15 protein-coding genes are annotated in these 15705 nt (G+C 63.4%); 7 read left to right on the forward strand and 8 right to left on the reverse strand.

The features are described 5' to 3' along the window. Positions 1–34 precede the first annotated feature (34 nt). A complete protein-coding gene (locus tag G6P99_RS41370) occupies positions 35–1387 on the forward strand; it encodes an esterase-like activity of phytase family protein (protein ID WP_029079189.1) in 1353 nt (450 codons plus the stop codon). Positions 1388–1521: 134 nt separating this feature from the next. On the opposite strand, the gene G6P99_RS41375 is transcribed toward G6P99_RS41370, so the two are convergent. Both G6P99_RS41375 and G6P99_RS41380 read right to left on the reverse strand, forming a co-directional pair. Further along, positions 1522–3195, reverse strand: coding sequence for a mucoidy inhibitor MuiA family protein (locus G6P99_RS41375; protein ID WP_165126264.1), 1674 nt, complete (start codon positions 3193–3195; stop codon positions 1522–1524). 177 nt (positions 3196–3372) lie between these two features. Further along, complete coding sequence (locus G6P99_RS41380) at positions 3373–4800, reverse strand: MFS transporter (RefSeq protein ID WP_029079191.1); 1428 nt, start codon at positions 4798–4800, stop codon at positions 3373–3375. Positions 4801–4882: 82 nt separating this feature from the next. Here G6P99_RS41380 and G6P99_RS41385 point away from each other — a divergent pair, with 82 nt between their 5' ends. Next, positions 4883–5341, forward strand: a complete 459-nt coding sequence (locus G6P99_RS41385; protein WP_029079192.1) for a MarR family winged helix-turn-helix transcriptional regulator — start codon at positions 4883–4885, stop codon at positions 5339–5341. A 71-nt stretch (positions 5342–5412) separates the two neighbouring features. Here G6P99_RS41385 and G6P99_RS41390 read toward each other — a convergent pair whose 3' ends face one another. Together G6P99_RS41390 and G6P99_RS41395 are read right to left on the reverse strand one after the other, a co-directional pair. Next, a complete protein-coding gene (locus G6P99_RS41390) occupies positions 5413–6585 on the reverse strand; it encodes a thiolase family protein (RefSeq protein ID WP_165126267.1) in 1173 nt (390 codons plus the stop codon). A gap of 193 nt (positions 6586–6778) precedes the next feature. Further along, positions 6779–7717 carry an acetamidase/formamidase family protein gene (locus G6P99_RS41395; RefSeq protein WP_165126270.1) on the reverse strand — a complete coding sequence of 313 codons (939 nt, stop codon included), beginning with the start codon at positions 7715–7717 and terminating at the stop codon, positions 6779–6781. A 186-nt stretch (positions 7718–7903) separates the two neighbouring features. On the opposite strand from G6P99_RS41395, the gene G6P99_RS41400 reads away from it, so the two are divergent. Next, positions 7904–8293, forward strand: coding sequence for a transposase (locus tag G6P99_RS41400; protein WP_029079195.1), 390 nt, complete (start codon positions 7904–7906; stop codon positions 8291–8293). A gap of 222 nt (positions 8294–8515) precedes the next feature. On the opposite strand, the gene G6P99_RS41405 is transcribed toward G6P99_RS41400, so the two are convergent. After that, on the reverse strand, positions 8516–8767 hold the full coding sequence (locus tag G6P99_RS41405) for a hypothetical protein (protein ID WP_246709788.1): 252 nt from the start codon (positions 8765–8767) through the stop codon (positions 8516–8518). A gap of 30 nt (positions 8768–8797) precedes the next feature. Here G6P99_RS41405 and G6P99_RS41410 point away from each other — a divergent pair, with 30 nt between their 5' ends. From G6P99_RS41410 to G6P99_RS41425, 4 genes are read left to right on the forward strand one after another with little or no spacing between them, the layout of a single operon-like run. Next, on the forward strand, positions 8798–9604 hold the full coding sequence (locus tag G6P99_RS41410; protein ID WP_246709791.1) for an ABC transporter substrate-binding protein: 807 nt from the start codon (positions 8798–8800) through the stop codon (positions 9602–9604). Beyond that, the gene (locus G6P99_RS41415; protein ID WP_029079197.1) at positions 9601–10422 is read left to right on the forward strand and encodes an ABC transporter ATP-binding protein; all 822 of its coding nucleotides are present in this window, start codon (positions 9601–9603) and stop codon (positions 10420–10422) included. The genes G6P99_RS41410 and G6P99_RS41415 overlap by 4 nt, the downstream gene beginning before the upstream one ends. Further along, positions 10419–11258 carry an ABC transporter permease gene (locus tag G6P99_RS41420; RefSeq protein WP_029079198.1) on the forward strand — a complete coding sequence of 280 codons (840 nt, stop codon included), beginning with the start codon at positions 10419–10421 and terminating at the stop codon, positions 11256–11258. Before G6P99_RS41415 ends, G6P99_RS41420 begins: the two co-directional genes overlap by 4 nt. Before the next feature lie 40 nt (positions 11259–11298). Next, positions 11299–12222: an acetamidase/formamidase family protein gene (locus G6P99_RS41425; RefSeq protein WP_165126273.1), complete on the forward strand. Its 924-nt coding sequence runs from the start codon at positions 11299–11301 to the stop codon at positions 12220–12222. A 155-nt stretch (positions 12223–12377) separates the two neighbouring features. Here the strand turns inward: G6P99_RS41425 and serA are convergent, their stop codons facing one another. From serA to G6P99_RS41440, 3 genes are all read right to left on the reverse strand, one after another. After that, positions 12378–13967, reverse strand: a complete 1590-nt coding sequence (gene serA / locus G6P99_RS41430; RefSeq protein WP_029079200.1) for a phosphoglycerate dehydrogenase — start codon at positions 13965–13967, stop codon at positions 12378–12380. A 77-nt stretch (positions 13968–14044) separates the two neighbouring features. Continuing rightward, positions 14045–14527: a hypothetical protein gene (locus tag G6P99_RS41435; RefSeq protein ID WP_035976397.1), complete on the reverse strand. Its 483-nt coding sequence runs from the start codon at positions 14525–14527 to the stop codon at positions 14045–14047. A gap of 2 nt (positions 14528–14529) precedes the next feature. Further along, complete coding sequence (locus G6P99_RS41440; protein WP_029079202.1) at positions 14530–15702, reverse strand: phosphoserine transaminase; 1173 nt, start codon at positions 15700–15702, stop codon at positions 14530–14532. Positions 15703–15705: the final 3 nt, after the last annotated feature.

A 15705-nucleotide genomic window follows, 5' to 3' on the forward strand; every position in this document is an offset into this window, starting at 1 on the left:
TTGTTCCTTCGTATCTTTCCTTGGGAGACCAACCATGCGCCTGTCATTGCTTTGCTCTGTCGCCACCGTCCTGCTCGCCACATCCGCGTTCGCGCAGAGCGAGGGCGAATTCCCGGCGACGCTGGCGGGACACGCCGTGATGCCGGCGGAGAGCTTCATCGACGCGCCCGCCGATGCCCCTGATGATCTGAAGACCTCGGGCAAGTACACCACCGGCAAGCGGGTCGACGCGATAGGCACCGTGATGGGCAAGTCCTATGAGCGGCCGACCGGCGTGTCGCTGCCGTTCAAGGGCCAGCCGCTGCAGGGCCATTCCGGCATCAAGGTGATGGCGGACGGCTCGTTCTGGGTGATCACCGACAACGGCATGGGCTCGCGCTACAACTCGGCGGACTCGATGCTGTACCTGAACCGGCACAAGATCGACTGGGCCAGCGGCAAGATGGAGCGCCAGGAGACCGTGTTCCTGCACGATCCCGACAAGAAGGTGCCGTTCCGCATCGTGCATGAGGACACCGCCAAGCGTTATCTGACCGGCGCAGATTTCGATACCGAAGGCTTCCAGATCGTCAACGACACGTTCTGGATCGGCGACGAATTCGGACCCTATATCCTGAAGGCCGACAAGACCGGCAAGATCCTTGCCGTGTTCGAGACCGTCGCCGACGGCAAGCCGGTGCGTTCGCCTGACCATTGGGCGGTGCAGTCGCCGGGCGCGCCCGGTGCGAGCTACACCAACGTCAACCTGCGCCGCTCCAAGGGCTATGAGGGCTTTGCCTCGTCCAAGGACGGCAAGTTCCTCTACGGCCTGCTCGAGGGACCGCTATGGGATGCCGACAAGAAGGACTGGGAGAAGGTCGACGGCAAGGAAGCCTCGCGCATCCTGGAATTCGACGTCGCCGCGGAGAAGTTCACCGGACGTTACTGGCAATATGTGTTCGAGCAGAACGGCAATGCGATCGGCGACTTCAACATGATCGACCCGACCCAGGGTCTCGTGATCGAGCGCGACAATGGCGAAGGCACCGCCGACAAGGCCTGCCCGCAAGGCGCCCGCGGCGAGAACTGCTTCCCGGATCTTGCCAAGTTCAAGCGCGTCTACAAGATCGAACTGTCCGACGCCAATGTCGGCAAGCCCGCGCGCAAGATCGCCTATATCGACCTCCTGAAGATCCGCGATCCCAACAAGAAGGCGAAGAAGCCGCTCAACGACGGCGTCTACACCTTCCCGTTCTTCACCATCGAGAATGTCGACCGGGTCGACGAGAGCCACATCATCGTCGGCAACGACAACTATCTGCCGTTCTCCTCGAGCCGCGACCCGAACAAGGCCGATGACGACGAGTTCGTGCTGCTCGAAGTCGGCGACTTCCTGAAGGCGAAGTGAGTCGGTTGCCCGCGGCACAAACAACAATGTCGTCGCCCGGCTAGACCGGGCGATCCAGTATTCCAGAGGCGGTCGAATTCAACGGACAGGCCGCGGCGTACTGGATGCCCCGCTCAAGGCGGGGCATGACACCTCTAGCCCGCCGGCACCATCACGACGCCCTTGTCCTTCGGCCAGCGCATCCGCCAGGCGAAATTGATGTCTTTGACATCACCCGGCTTGGCCTCGAACGCCCATTCCAGCACCCCGCGCCTGTCGCGCAGATTGGTGGTGGTCGCAGGCGTCGACGACGGCAGCATCTCGACCACGATGTCGTCGTTCTCGCTGACCGGGAGCTGATCCTGGATCGCGACCTTGATCGGGAAGTCGTGGCCGTTGCGCACCGTGGTCTTGAACGCGCGCTCGTCGGTCTTCGACGTCGTCACGATCAGGCCGGCGGAGCCTTCATTGCGCTTCACCACCGTGCGCTCGATCTTGACCTTGTCGTCGGCGCCGAAACCGAGCCGCACGGTCTCGTCCTTGGCGGCGGTGGCCATCCGGCTGCGGCCGACAAAGATGCCGTCGCGGTAGATCGCGACCTGTCCGGGCAGCAACGGCGCCTCGTCGGCCTGCACGAAGCTCGCTTCCAGGAACGCGGTCGGATCGATCACCGGGACGGCGCGCACCGCGAGATCGGGGGTGATCGTCGCCGTGGAGATGCGCAGGCTCTTGGCGCCCTCATTGGCGACGACGCTGACGCGGCCGGGAATCTTGAAGGTGGCCTGGAAGGCGCCGGTCTCCGCGACGGCTTCCATCTCATCGGCGCGCCCTCCACCAAAGCGGAATTGCTGGACCGCGTCGGCCGCAGGTGCGGGGGCCAAGGCCTCGCGCGACCGCATGCTGCCCTCTCCCGAAAGCTTCGCCAGCGGCCGCGGCGGCTGCGGATATTGCACGATCAGCGAATTGAGGTCGGGCGCATTGCCGCCGCGAGCGACGCGCACGGTGGAGACCGCGAGCGCCACGTTCGACCAGTCTTCGCCAGTCGACTGGGTGATCTCGGCGCGGCGCACCAGCTCGATCGCGGGCTTGCGGTCCTTGGCGCCGGTGTCGAGACGGGCGTCGTAGAGCGGCGTCCAGCGCGCGTTGCGCACCGCATAGGTCACCCGCAGCGTCGCGCGGGTGGCGGCGGCGGAGGCAAGCTCGATTCGCACCTCGAGCTTGCTCGGCGGCTTGGCGGCGCGATCGGCTTCGAGACGCGCGATCTCGCGGTCGATATCGCGCTGCTTGCGCGTAGCGTCGCGGATCGCGGTGTCGGCGGTTGCGACTTCATCCCCCACCGTCGAGAATGCGGTGCGCCACTCGCTCATCGGGCGCGCCTCGCCCTTCTCGCCGATGCCGACCGGTGCGGCTTCGGCGAAGTGCTCGGCGAATTTGCGCCGCGCCTCCGCGGCGGCGATGATGCCCTGCAGATCCTCGCGCTGATCCCTGAGCGCCTCGATCCGCTTGTCGATCTCGGGCAGGTTGGCCGGCGGCAGCGGGCGCGGCGGCCGGGCGTCGATCGCCCCGATCGTCAGCCTTCCGCCCGCCTCGCCCTCGACCCGCAGCGAGGACGGATCGAGCCCCATCGGGAAGTCGTTGGCGATGAGCGTGTTGTCACCTGCGGGTAGGTCCAGCGTGATGACGCGGGTAACGCTCGCGCCATCGGGATAGACGGTGACGGCATCGACCTGCGAGGCCGCATCGAGATTGGCCGCATGCAGCGGCCGGGCAACCAGCGCGCCCGCCAGCACCAGGCTGGTGGTCACAAGACAATTCGCAATCTTTCGCATGACATCCCTCCGGGAAAACGTCGCATCGCACGAGCCGAACGGCACGCCGGGCTCGCAGGCGCGCCGTTTCTCGTGGTGAGACGCAGCGAGGAAGGGACTGGTTCGATTGAGGTTTCGGTGCGGCGCCACAATGGCGCCGTCGCGGCTGCGGTATGGCGCGGCGGCGGCTTTCCGCCGTTAGCGATTCGTTTTGCGCCGGATGAACAGGTAAGTCGGCACGAAAGCGGCCATGGTGATGGCGATCATGATCCACCAGCCACGCTGAAACGCCGCGATCCGCCCGGCCATCGAAACCGGCGTGGCCAGGATCGCGACAAAGATCGCGACGCCGATCGCCAGCGCCGCCTGCCGGATCATGTTGATGACGGCGGAGCCGGTGGCGAACGACGACGGCGGCAGGGAACCGGCGCCGACGCCCATCAGGGTCGGAAAGGTCAGCCCGACGCCGATGCCGGTGAACATCATACCGACCACAGCGGCAAGCACGTTGGCCTCGGGACCCATGCAGGTCGCCCAGATCGCGAGGGCGCCCGCAAAGGACAGGATTCCGGCGGACACGACCGCTGCCGCGCCAAATCGCGCGATCAGGCGGCCGGCAAACAACAGTGAGGTGAACGGGACAAGCAACGGACCCGGCGCGATCGCAAGTCCGGTCTGCAATGCCGACCAGCCCCATACGGTCTGGTCCCACAGCGCCACCGACAGCAGCATCGCGCCAAACGCCGCGGAGTAAGGCGCCATCACCAGCGTGGCGCCGGTGAACGGCCTGACCGCGAACAACGCAGGATCGACGAAGGGATTCTTGGATCTGAGACAGTGCCACGCGAAGGCGGCAAGCGAGATTGCTGCGATGGCAAAGCCGAGCATGACGCCGCGCGAACTCCATCCCCAGTCATTGGCCTTCACGATCGCAAATGTCAGCGCACCGATGCCAGAGGTCACCAGCAGCGCCGCCCGGAAACTGGGACGCGGCACGTCGTGGCCGGGCACCTCGGGCAATCTCAGCCAGCCGATGATGAGCGCGACCACGCCGATCGGGACGTTGACGATGAAGATCCAGCGCCAGTCGAAGGTCACAAGCACACCGCCCGCCAGCGGCCCGAGCGCGGCGGCAAGGCCGCCGATCGCGGTCCAGGTGCGCACCGCGCCAGGGCGCTGCTCGGGCGGAAACGACGCCAGCAGCAGGCCGATCGAGGTCGGGGTCATCAACGCCGCCCCGGCGGCCTGCGCGATGCGGGCGGCGACCAGCAATTCGACGTTGGGCGCAAGCGCGCACGCCGCCGACGCTGCGGTGAACAGCGCAACCCCGAGCAGGAAGCTCAAATTGCGGCTGTGCCGCTCCGCCAGCCGGCCGAAGAACACCAGCAACGCCGCATAGGCGATCGCATAGCCGTTGAGGATCCAGGACAGATCCTCGAGCGAGGCGCCGCGGAATTCCTGCGCGATGTTCGGCAGCCCGACATTGACGATGAACAGGTCGAGATTGGCGAGGCAGATCCCGACCGATACGATCGCGAGCACCTGGCGCGGGGATGCCGTCGCCGCGCGCTGCCGCGCGTCAGTCCCGACCACCAGGTCGATGGTCTCTGCCTCTACCTCCGCCATCATACCCTCCATATACGTGCATATGCATCTATTGCAAATAGGTGCATATGCATGTATATGTCAAGTCCAGTCTGGAGGCAGCATGGCGAAAATCGATACCAGCCGGTGCAATCTCACGGCGTTGCGCAAGGCGACGCGGCGCGTGTCGCAGCTCTACGATTCGATCCTCGCGACGTCAGGACTGCGCGGCACGCAACGGGCGATTCTGGTCTATGTCAGACGGTCGGGATCCCCGACGATGGGGGAACTCGCAGCAGCGCTGGTGCTCGACCGCACCGCGCTCAACCACAACCTCAAGCCGCTCGAGCGCGACGGCCTCCTGACCATCACGGTCGACAACAACGACCGCCGCAGCCGACTGGTGCGGCTGACCAAGCGCGGCGAAGCCAGGCTTGACGAGTCGCAGGCCGCCTGGCGTGAGGCACAGGACCGTTTCGAGACCGCCTTTGGCGCGAAGCAGGCCGCCGATCTCAGGCAGGCGCTCGAACTGGTGGCCGCGCTCGAATTTGGCGAACGCGCGGCTGATTTGCCGCCGCCGTAGCCCTTCAAACGAAAAGCGGCCCGGCGTTGCCGCCGGGCCGCTCGTTCTCGGACGATCCGGATCGATCGCGCTTAGCTGTAGATCTCGAACAAGCCGGCGCCGCCCTGACCACCGCCGATGCACATGGTCACAACGCCCCACTTGGCCTTGCGGCGGCGGCCTTCCTGCAGCAGGTGGCCGGTGAGCCGGGCACCCGTCATGCCGAAGGGATGGCCGATCGCGATCGAGCCGCCATTGACGTTGTACTTCTCGGGATCGATGCCGAGCTGGTCGCGCGAATAGAGGCACTGGCTGGCGAAGGCCTCGTTGAGCTCCCAGAGATCGATGTCGTCGATCTTCAGGCCGTGGCGCTTCAAGAGCTTCGGCACGGCGAAGACCGGACCGATGCCCATCTCGTCGGGCTCGCAGCCGGCCGAGGCCCAGGCGACGAAGCGGCCCAGCGGGTTGAGGCCGCGCTTCTCGGCGTCCTTGGCTTCCATCAGCACCACGGCAGCGGCGCCGTCGGACAGCTGGCTGGCATTGCCGGCGGTGACGAACTTGCCCGGGCCCTTGACCGGCTCGAGCTTGGCAAGACCTTCCAGCGTGGTCTCGGGGCGGTTGCACTCGTCGCGATCGACGACGTAATCGACGATCGACTCGGCCTTGGTCGCCTTGTCGACCACCTTCATCTTCGTCTTCATCGGGACGATTTCGTCCTTGAACTTGTTGGCCTGCTGCGCGGCCGCCATGCGGCGCTGCGACTCCAGCGAATACTCGTCCTGGTATTCGCGGCTGAGCTTGTAGCGCTCGGCGACGATGTCGGCGGTGTCGATCATCGCCATGAAGATGTCAGGCGCGGTCTTGAGCAGGTCCGGATCGATCGATTCCTTCGGCGAGCCGCCGCCGGGAATCGAGATGCTCTCGACGCCGCCGGCGACGATGCAATCGGAGCCGTCGGAGCGGATCGAGTTGGCGGCCATCGCGATGGTCTGCAGGCCCGACGAGCAGAAGCGGTTCACCGAGACACCCGCGGTGGTCTTCGGCAGGCCGGCGAGCAGCGCCGCTTGACGGCCGATGTTCGGCGCGCCATGCGCGCAATTGCCGAGATAGCAATCCTCGACATAATCCTTGTCGACGCCGGCGCGCTCGACCGCGTGCTTGATGGCGTGCCCAGCCAGCGACATCGGCGGGGTGATGTTGAATCCGCCACGGCCGGACTTCGCCAGGCCGGTGCGCGCGTAGGAAACGATTACGGCTTCACGCATTGTTTTCTCCCTCTGAGTGGATGATTTCAGCTTGGATGCTGTCTTCGTACACATGGCGCGTCAAGGCAACAGAAATAAGCGCCATCAAAATACCGCTCTGCGGAACGGAAGCGGCCCGACGCAACCGACGAAGCAGGATCACGTGGCGGCGCGGATGAAGCCTACAAACGTGCCTGGAATTCCAAGGTGCTCCTCACAGGGCCGATTTCGCGAGCATCATGTGAATTCCCTTATTGCCGTCGACCAATTGCGTTACGCGCAGATTGCCTGCGAGAGAGCACAGCATATACGCCTCGTTGCGCGTGAGATTCGTGCGCGCGCAGATGTGGTTGACCATCTCGCGGACGGCTTGTTTGGCGGCGTCGTCCAGGTCTTCGTCCAGTCCGATCGAGATGAGGTGGGTTGCATTTTCTGCAAACGGCCATTTGACCCGCATGTCCTTCCGCACGGTCAGGCGGACCGTGCCTGTGACTCCGGTCTCCAGGGCCGTGATGCAGACTTCGCCATCACCCTGAACGGCGTGCCCATCGCCGGCGAAAAACAGAGCGCCCTCATTGAATACGGGCAGATACAGCGTGGTGCCCGCGCGAAGCTCCTTGTTGTCCATGTTGCCACCGAACGCGCGCGGGACCGGCGATCCGCACCGGCCCCACGCCGGCGGTGGCGCGGTTGCCAAGATTCCGAAAAACGGACTGAGCTCGATCCTGCTGCCCCAGGGCATCGTACAAAAATTCCCATCGCGGTCGATGGTCGGATGAATGGTTTCGTAGTCGGTGAATTCGTCCGGCAGCGTGCCGAGCAAAGGCAGGATCGAAACAAATCCCCAGTCCTGTCTGACCTTCACGTCGAGAATGTCGACCTGAAGCGTGTCGCCGACCTGGGCACCCTTCACGTAGACCGGCCCGGTGATGAAATGCGGTCCGGGTCCCGGCGGCAGCGTATTCAGCGCATGGAGATAATCGGCAGGGACCCGACTGAAATCGTCCGGCAAGGTTTCTTTCCCACCCGCCGGGAAACTATGCAGCGTGACCGAGTCACCGGACTCCACGGTAAGAACCGGTGGACTGGCACTGTCTAGGTACCCCCATACCATGCCCTCAGGAGTGGCGGGAATTTCATGGCGGCGCGGCATCGCTCCTCCAAAGCAGTTGCCCTCGGGAAATGTCGGCCACCATCCTAGGCAAGACTTGGTGTCAAAAACAGCCGCAGGCTTGGGCCCTTTGAGCATTCCTGGTCCATGGTAGGGTGGCCCTGGTAACCCTTGCGCGGACGCCATGCGCCACCTTTCCGTGCGGCCGCGCGACAAATGGAGACTCTGATGAGGCGGTCTCAATTCACGGAAAATGAGATCCGGCATCTCCTATACGAGGCGAATACCGGCGTCTCGGTGGCCGAGATTTGCACGACATCCGGCATCTCGCTTCGAACATTCTACCGATGGAGGCGGAGGTATGGCGGTCTAGACCACCCAGCCGTGCTCGACATGCGCGGACTTGCCGTCGAGAATGTCAGGCTGCGAAACGTCATCGACAATCTATCTGCCTGCCTCAAGGCGACGCCGGCCGGCGAAATCGCAAGCGGCAGCACGCCGCAAACGAACGCGCCGAAGGACGTCGACGGCCGGGGCCGTCGTGCGATCAGCATCGCCGCGGAAAAGTGCGGAGGCGCTGTGACGGGCCGCTTCGCATCAATCCGTGTCAATCGCTGATCTCGACGAGAACAATTCAGGCAGCCATTCTGGCAAAAGTGACATAATGCGCTGCACCGTGGCGGGGATTTGATCAAGCTGCCCCTGCATCGAGCGCAATTTTTCGATCCGGGGGCACACTCCCGGCAAGAACTGGCACGCCGCTGACGCAAATCCAAATCTTGCACAAAACCCGGCAGCAGCTGTCTGTACTTTCTTCTTGTCGCAAATCCGAACGACCGATTACCCTCGCCGCGAACGCAAACGGTCCTGCAGGGAGTTGAGATCATGACTGGCCTTGTCCGCGATTTTACCGACGTCAAGACCGGCGTCAGCCGCCGCAACATCCTGACCGCTTCCGCTGGTCTTGCTTGTGGTTTCGCGCTCGGCGGACCGATCGCGATCAGGACGGCCGCGGCGGCCGGCTTGAAAGAAGTTCGTTTCAGCGAAGCAGTCCACAACCTCGGTTACATCAATCTCTACGTCGGCATGCATGCAAAGATCTTCGAAAAGAACGGTCTCGACATGAAGGTCAGCGCCGCTGGAGGCGACACGCAAACGTTCGCTGCAGTGCTTGGCGGATCGGCTGACTTTGCCATCGGCGATGCGACCATGGCGCAGATCTCGCGGGAGAACGGTGGTCCGGGCGTCGTCGTCGGCACGGTCGTCCAGCGCGCACACTATTTCGGCGTCTCAAAGACGTTAAAGCCCATCACCGACCCGAAAGAGTTCAAGGGCCTGAAGATCGTAACCTCGCCGGAACCGAATACGAATTACAGCGTGGCGAAGCGCCTGCTTGAAAAAGCCGGCCTCAAGGTCGGCGTGGATGCCACCATCGTGCCGGTGAATCCTGGAACCGAAATTGCTGCGATGCTGGCCGGTCAGGCGGACATTGCCATCGCCTATCAGCCCAGCGTGGCCGCGGCCGAGGCCCAGGGAGCCAAGGTGGTGTTCGACTTCTCCACCTACATCGGCCCGTTCTGCAATACGGGAATCATGGTCCTTCCATCGACGATCCAGAAAGATCCCGCGATGGTTCAAGCCCTGGTGACATCGTTCGAGGAAGCCTCGCGCAAGACCTACGCAGACCCCGCCTTCGCAAAGGAAGTCGCGCGCAAGGAATTTCCGGATCTGCCGGGCGAGGTTGTCGACAAGGCGATCGATGCCGAATTGCAGTATCTGATCCCGGCACAGTCCGTGGTGACCAAGCCAGATCAATGGAAGAATCTGATGGAGATGCAGGTCTACCTCGGCAACGCCAAGGGCACGATCCCGTTCGACCAGATCATCGACAATTCCTTTGCCGACAAGGCCGTCGCCAGTCTGAAATGACAGTTGCGATCACCACCGGCCACGGCGGCACCGGAACATCCGCGGCGTCCCTGGTGCCGTTGACCGTGGAAGGCGTCGCCAAAGGCTACGATGTTGCGGGGCGATTTGTCCCGGTGATCGGCAATCTTAGCTTGACGCTGAAGAAGGGCGAGATTGTCAGCATCGTTGGTCCATCGGGATGCGGAAAGACGACACTGCTCAATACGCTGTGCGGACTGATACCGGCTGACTCCGGGCGTATCCGCTGGTACGGGCACGAGATCGTCGGCCAGCCGCAGAACGTAGGCTACATGCTGCAGAAGGATCTGCTGTTTCCCTGGCGCACTGCATTGAGCAACGTCAAGCTGGGACTGGAAATCCGCGGCCTTGCGGCGAGCGAAGCGCATGACCGCAGCCGCGCGATGCTGGATCAACTCGGATTGCACGGCTTCTCCGATCACTATCCGTCGACATTGTCAGGCGGCATGCGCCAACGGGTGGCACTCGCCCGCACATTGGTCAATGATCCGGAGGTGCTGCTTCTCGACGAGCCGTTTGCCGCGTTGGACTTTCAGAACAAGCTGCTGATCGAAAGTGACACGGCAAAGCTGGTTCGCGAGCGCGGGCGCTCCTTGTTGCTGATTACCCACGATATCGAGGAGGCCGTCTCTCTAGCGGACAGGGTCATCGTGCTGTCGAAGAGGCCGACAACCGTCAAGGCGACGTACGACATAGATCTGGACGGTGAACGAACTGACATGATCGCCGCTCGCGAAAGCCGGCAATTCAGCGCCTACGTTCGGCAGATATGGGCCGATCTCGACGTCGTACTCCAATGACCGCGAATGCACAGGACGATTTTGGGAACGTTGTGCAAAGATCACCGGCTCCGCCGGCGCACCGCTGGAAGCGTTGGCGGGTAGCCGGACTCGTCCTGCTCACTCAGGTCGCGCTTTTGGCTGCGCTGCTTGCGTTGTGGGAGCGCGCGACAGGGCAGGACAAGCAGGCAGCCTTCATGTTCGGGTCGCCCTCGGCGATCTTCGGCTTTCTGGGCCAGTCGGCGCGCGATGGCTCGCTGTGGCGCGATATCTATGTCACCGGCTTCGAAACCCTGCTCGGCTTCGTGATCGGTAATTTCTTCGGAACGCTGATCGGGCTTCTGCTCTGGTACTCGCGTTTCGTATCGCGCGTGGTCGAACCTTTCATCATCGCCTTGGGATCGATTCCCATCATCGCGCTCGCGCCGATCATCATCATCTGGTTCGGCACAGGACTGATCTCGAAAGTCGCGATGTCGACGTTGTCGGTCGTGATCGTGGCGCTCGTGACGTCCTACAAGGGCGCGACGGGCGTTGACGCCGACCAGGTCAACCTGATGCGAACACTGGGAGCCTCGAAGTTCCAGATATTCCGAAAATTGGTGGTGCCCGCATCGCTCACCGATATTTTTGCAGGATTGAAGCTCACCGTCGGATTTGCGCTGATCGGTGCGATCGTCGGCGAATTCATGTCGTCGTCAGAAGGTCTGGGACACGCAATCTTCAAGGCCGGCTCGCTCTACATCATTCCCAAGGTGTTTGCAGCGCTGATTGCAACGATCGGCCTGGCATTGCTGCTGACGTTCGTGGTGGGCCGCCTTGAACGGCTGCTCATGCCCTGGCGCAAGGTTCAATAGATTCCCCTATTTCGGCAACAGCAAGAAAAGGAACGTGGAGATGTCGCAGCGCGTCGCGAAAGAAGGCAATATCAAGTATGCCCTGTCGGGCCTGGACCGTTTCATTGCCAGCGTCTCTCCCGGCGAAACGTTCGTCGTCGAATGCGCGATCAATGCCAACGACGGAACGATCCGTCATCTCGGGCAGCAACTGACCGAAGCCGACATCACCATGCCGTTCGTCAACGGGGCGACGGGACCCATCGAGGTTCGCGGCGCCAAGGCCGGCGACATGCTGAAGGTCGAGATCGTCAACATGGAGGTTGGGGGGCTTGGATTTACCGCGCTGTGGCCCGGCACCGGTATGTTCCCGGACTGGGTGCGCCGCAGGGAGTTCGGCATTCAGACGCGTGTTGTCGAGGTCAAGAATGGCCTTGTGCACTGGAACGAGCATCTAAGACTTCCGGTCAAACCGATGATAGGCGTGATCGGAGTCGCACCGCTTCATGGAGCGGTTCTCACCGTGGACAACGGCACGCACGGTGGAAACCTCGATGTTCAGGAAATTACCACCGGCAACACCGTCATGCTCCGGGTCCATGCCGACGGTGCACATCTGTTCCTCGGCGACTGCCACGCAATCCAGGGGGACGGGGAATGCAACGGCATGGGCGCCATCGAGATCGCAGCCACCCTCACCGTCAAAGTGTCGCTCGAAAAAGCTCCAGCGCGCCTGAACCATCCCCGGATCGAAACGCCAACCCACATCTGCACGCTCGGCTGTGCGCGTCCGCTCGAAGACGCCATGCGGCTTGCATTCGAAGAAATGGTTTACTGGCTTGAAGACGAATGGAAGATACCCGCAGCCGAAAGCTACATGCTGCTCGGTCAAATCGCGGAGGCGCGATGCACGCAGGTGGTCAATCCGAAATACACCTATATCTGCAAGGTGAACAAGGACATCGTCCGAAAGTACTTTGGGTGATCTGATGGAGCGCGCGTAGCCTCGCCGCTGAAATCGATACCGGCGGGCTTGCTCACGCAACCCGATCGAAGGGCGAAACCATCTCGGGACCAGCAAACGTCCGTGCAGACGATCCGCCGACGCCGGACCTGTGGCCCGGCGTCGCCCGAACCGGGTTAAAACGTCAGCGCCTTGGCCTGCTTCACCTGCGGCAGCGCCTGCACCTTGGCAAGCAGTTCGGCCGGCACCGCGCCGTCGACCTCGACCAGCGCAATGGCGTCGCCGCCCTGCTTGACGCGGCCGAGATGGAAGGTCGCGATGTTGATCTTGGCATCGCCGAGCAGGCTCGCGAACGCGCCGATGAAGCCCGGCTTGTCCTCGTTGGTCACGTAGATCATCGACTTGCCGAATTCGGCGTCGACGCGGATGCCCTTGATGTCGACCAGGCGCGGCTTGCCGTCGGCGTACACCGTGCCGGACACCGAACGCTCCTGGCGCTCGGTGGTGACGGTGACCGTGATCAGGCTTTCATAGTCGCTCTGCGCGGCGCGGACGACCTCGTCCACCACCATGCCGCGCTCCTTGGCGACAACAGGCGCCGAGACCACGTTGACCTCGCCCAGCATCGGGCGCAGCAGGCCGGACAGCACCGCCGAGGTGATCGCCTTGATCTTCATCTCGGCGACGTGGCCCTCATAGGTGATCTGGGTCTTGAGGATGCCGCTCTCGGTGAGCTGGCCGGCGAACGAGCCGAGCTTCTCGGCGAGCTCGATGAACGGCTTCAGCTTCGGCGCCTCTTCCGCGGTGATCGAGGGGAAGTTGACCGCGTTCGAGATCGCGCCCGACAGCAGATAGTCCGACATCTGCTCGGCGACCTGCAACGCGACGTTCTCCTGCGCCTCGGTGGTGGACGCGCCGAGATGCGGGGTGCAGATCACGTTGGGATGCCCGAACAGCACGTTCGAGGTCGCCGGCTCCTCGACGAACACGTCGAAGGCGGCGCCCGCGACATGCTTGGAGTTCAGCGCGTCGACCAGCGCCTGCTCGTCGACGAGGCCGCCGCGGGCGCAGTTGATGATGCGCACGCCCTTCTTCATCTTGGCGATCGCGGCCGCGTCGATGACGTTGCGGGTCTTCTCGGTCAGCGGCGTGTGCAGCGTGATGAAATCGGCGCGCTTCAACAGGTCGTCGAGCTCGACCTTCTCGACGCCGATGTCCTTGGCGCGCTCCGGCGACAGGAACGGATCGAACGCGATCACCTTCATGCGCAGGCCGAGCGCGCGGTCGGCGACGATCGTGCCGATATTGCCGCAGCCGATCACGCCCAGCGTCTTGGCGGTGATCTCGACGCCCATGAAGCGGTTCTTCTCCCACTTGCCGGCCTGGGTCGAGGCGTCGGCCTGCGGAATCTCGCGCGCCAGCGCCAGCATCAAGGTGATGGCATGCTCGGCGGTCGTGATCGAATTGCCGAACGGCGTGTTCATCACGATGATGCCCTTGGCGGTCGCGGCCGGAATCTCGACATTGTCGACGCCGATGCCGGCGCGGCCGATCACCTTCAGCCTGGTCGCCTTCTCGATGATCTTGGCGGTCGCCTTGGTGGCCGAGCGGATCGCCAGACCGTCGTAATTGCCGATGATCTCGGCGAGCTTTTCCTTGTCCTTGCCGAGGTTGGGCTGGAAGTCGACCTCGACGCCGCGATCCTTGAAGATCTGCACGGCGGCAGGAGACAGCGCGTCGGAAATCAGAACCTTGGGTGCCATGATTGCAATCCTTGTGATCAGTCCGGTTAAGCCGCGAGCAGCGGCCCTTGAATGGGTGTTTGCAACGAATGCGCGGGCGGTCAGCGCAGCCAGCGCACCATGAACGGAAATGGCGGGACGCCGTTCTCGGCGGCCTGCCGCTTTTCGAAGGTCATGCCGTAGTACTGCAACAGCGGCTGACCGAAGGTGCGTTCGGCGTCGAAGTCCGCGACCAGGGCTTTCGAGCTGCCTCGATAGCCGTGCTCGTGGAAAACAATCGCCGGATCGATATCGAGGTGCTTCGCCGCTGCGTAGGACCAGGCAATGGCCGCGATCTCGTCGCCGTCGGACGGCGTTGCCAGCTCCGGTGTGTTCCGCATCGACGGATCGGTCACCGCGAGATGACCGGCCTCGTGCAGGAGATCGCCGGGATGCGCGAGCTTCTCCTCATCGACAAAGATGACGCCGTCACTGATGCGAAGTCCGGGCAGGAACGTCGCGTCCGGCAAGTGCGCCGGACGCACGTCGATCCCGATGCCGCAGATGAAATCCGCGAGCCTTTCGGTCAGCGGATTGGCGAACATCTTCAGGCCGCCTTGGGCAATGCCGCCTTGGTTTCGGCGAAGGCCCAGTCGATCCACTGCGTCAGCAGCTCGACGTCCTTTGCCTCGACGGTGGCGCCGCACCAAATCCGCAGGCCCGCCGGCGCATCGCGGTAATACGCGAAGTCGAAGCCGGCGTTCTCCTTCTCCACCAACGCGACCAGCTTCTTGCAGAAGTCGGCCTGTGCGTCAGCGGGAAGCGAGGTGATCGCGGGATCGGTGAACTTCAGGCACACCGACGTGTTGGAGCGGATCGCGGGATCCTTGGCCAGGAAGTCGATCCAGGGCGTCTTCGCCTTCCAGTCGGCGAGCGCCTTGGTGTTGGCGTCGGCGCGGGCGATCAACGCCTTCAGGCCGCCGATCGACTTCGCCCAGTTCAGCGCATCGAGATAGTCCTCGACGCAGAGCATCGACGGCGTGTTGATGGTCTCGCCCTCGAAGATGCCCTGGTTGAGCTTACCGCCCTTGGTGAGGCGGAAGATCTTCGGCAGCGGCCAGGCCGGCTTGTAGGTCTCGAGCCGCTCCACCGCGCGGGGCGACAGGATCAGCATGCCGTGCGCAGCTTCACCGCCCAGCGCCTTCTGCCAGGAGAAGGTGACGACATCGAGCTTGGCGAAATCGAGCGGCTGCGCGAAGGCGGCCGAAGTCGCGTCGCAAATCGTCAGGCCTTCACGGGTCGCGCTGATCCAGTCGGCGTTCGGAACGCGCACACCGGAGGTGGTGCCGTTCCAGGTGAAGACGACGTCCGACGCGGGATCGACCTTGGCCAGATCGGGGATTTCACCGTAAGCCGCGTTCAGCTTGGTGACGTCCTTCAGCTTCAATTCCTTGACGATATCGCTGACCCAGCCCTCGCCGAAGGATTCCCAGGCGAGCGTGGTGACGGGCCGCGCACCGAGCAGCGACCACAGCGCCATCTCGACCGCGCCGGTGTCCGACGCCGGTACGATGCCGATCTTGTAATCGGCAGGCACTTCAAGCACTTCACGCGTCAGTTCGATCGCGAGCTTGAGCTTGGCCTTGCCGACCTTCGCACGATGCGAGCGGCCGAGGGCGGCGTCCTTGAGATTGTTGGGGTTCCAGCCGGGGCGCTTGGCACAGGGGCCGGAGGAGAAATGCGGCACATCAGGCCGCGAAGCGGGCTTCGCTGCAGTCATAAT

The organism is Bradyrhizobium sp. 6(2017) (genome assembly GCF_011058295.2).
Classification (GTDB): Bacteria; Pseudomonadota; Alphaproteobacteria; order Rhizobiales; family Xanthobacteraceae; genus Bradyrhizobium; species Bradyrhizobium septentrionale.

Bases quoted from the DNA above. Each gene is read 5' to 3' on its own strand.
- G6P99_RS41395 (WP_165126270.1), bottom strand. From the start codon at position 7,717: ATGCCGCGCCGCCATGAAATTCCCGCCACTCCTGAGGGCATGGTATGG.
- G6P99_RS41370 (WP_029079189.1), top strand. From the start codon at position 35: ATGCGCCTGTCATTGCTTTGCTCTGTCGCCACCGTCCTGCTCGCCACA.
- G6P99_RS41410 (WP_246709791.1), top strand. From the start codon at position 8,798: ATGAAGGTCAGCGCCGCTGGAGGCGACACGCAAACGTTCGCTGCAGTG.
- G6P99_RS41405 (WP_246709788.1), bottom strand. From the start codon at position 8,767: ATGCATGCCGACGTAGAGATTGATGTAACCGAGGTTGTGGACTGCTTC.
- G6P99_RS41390 (WP_165126267.1), bottom strand. From the start codon at position 6,585: ATGCGTGAAGCCGTAATCGTTTCCTACGCGCGCACCGGCCTGGCGAAG.
- G6P99_RS41400 (WP_029079195.1), top strand. From the start codon at position 7,904: ATGAGGCGGTCTCAATTCACGGAAAATGAGATCCGGCATCTCCTATAC.
- G6P99_RS41440 (WP_029079202.1), bottom strand. From the start codon at position 15,702: ATGACTGCAGCGAAGCCCGCTTCGCGGCCTGATGTGCCGCATTTCTCC.
- G6P99_RS41435 (WP_035976397.1), bottom strand. From the start codon at position 14,527: ATGTTCGCCAATCCGCTGACCGAAAGGCTCGCGGATTTCATCTGCGGC.
- G6P99_RS41385 (WP_029079192.1), top strand. From the start codon at position 4,883: ATGGCGAAAATCGATACCAGCCGGTGCAATCTCACGGCGTTGCGCAAG.
- G6P99_RS41425 (WP_165126273.1), top strand. From the start codon at position 11,299: ATGTCGCAGCGCGTCGCGAAAGAAGGCAATATCAAGTATGCCCTGTCG.
- G6P99_RS41420 (WP_029079198.1), top strand. From the start codon at position 10,419: ATGACCGCGAATGCACAGGACGATTTTGGGAACGTTGTGCAAAGATCA.
- G6P99_RS41415 (WP_029079197.1), top strand. From the start codon at position 9,601: ATGACAGTTGCGATCACCACCGGCCACGGCGGCACCGGAACATCCGCG.
- G6P99_RS41380 (WP_029079191.1), bottom strand. From the start codon at position 4,800: ATGGCGGAGGTAGAGGCAGAGACCATCGACCTGGTGGTCGGGACTGAC.
- G6P99_RS41375 (WP_165126264.1), bottom strand. From the start codon at position 3,195: ATGCGAAAGATTGCGAATTGTCTTGTGACCACCAGCCTGGTGCTGGCG.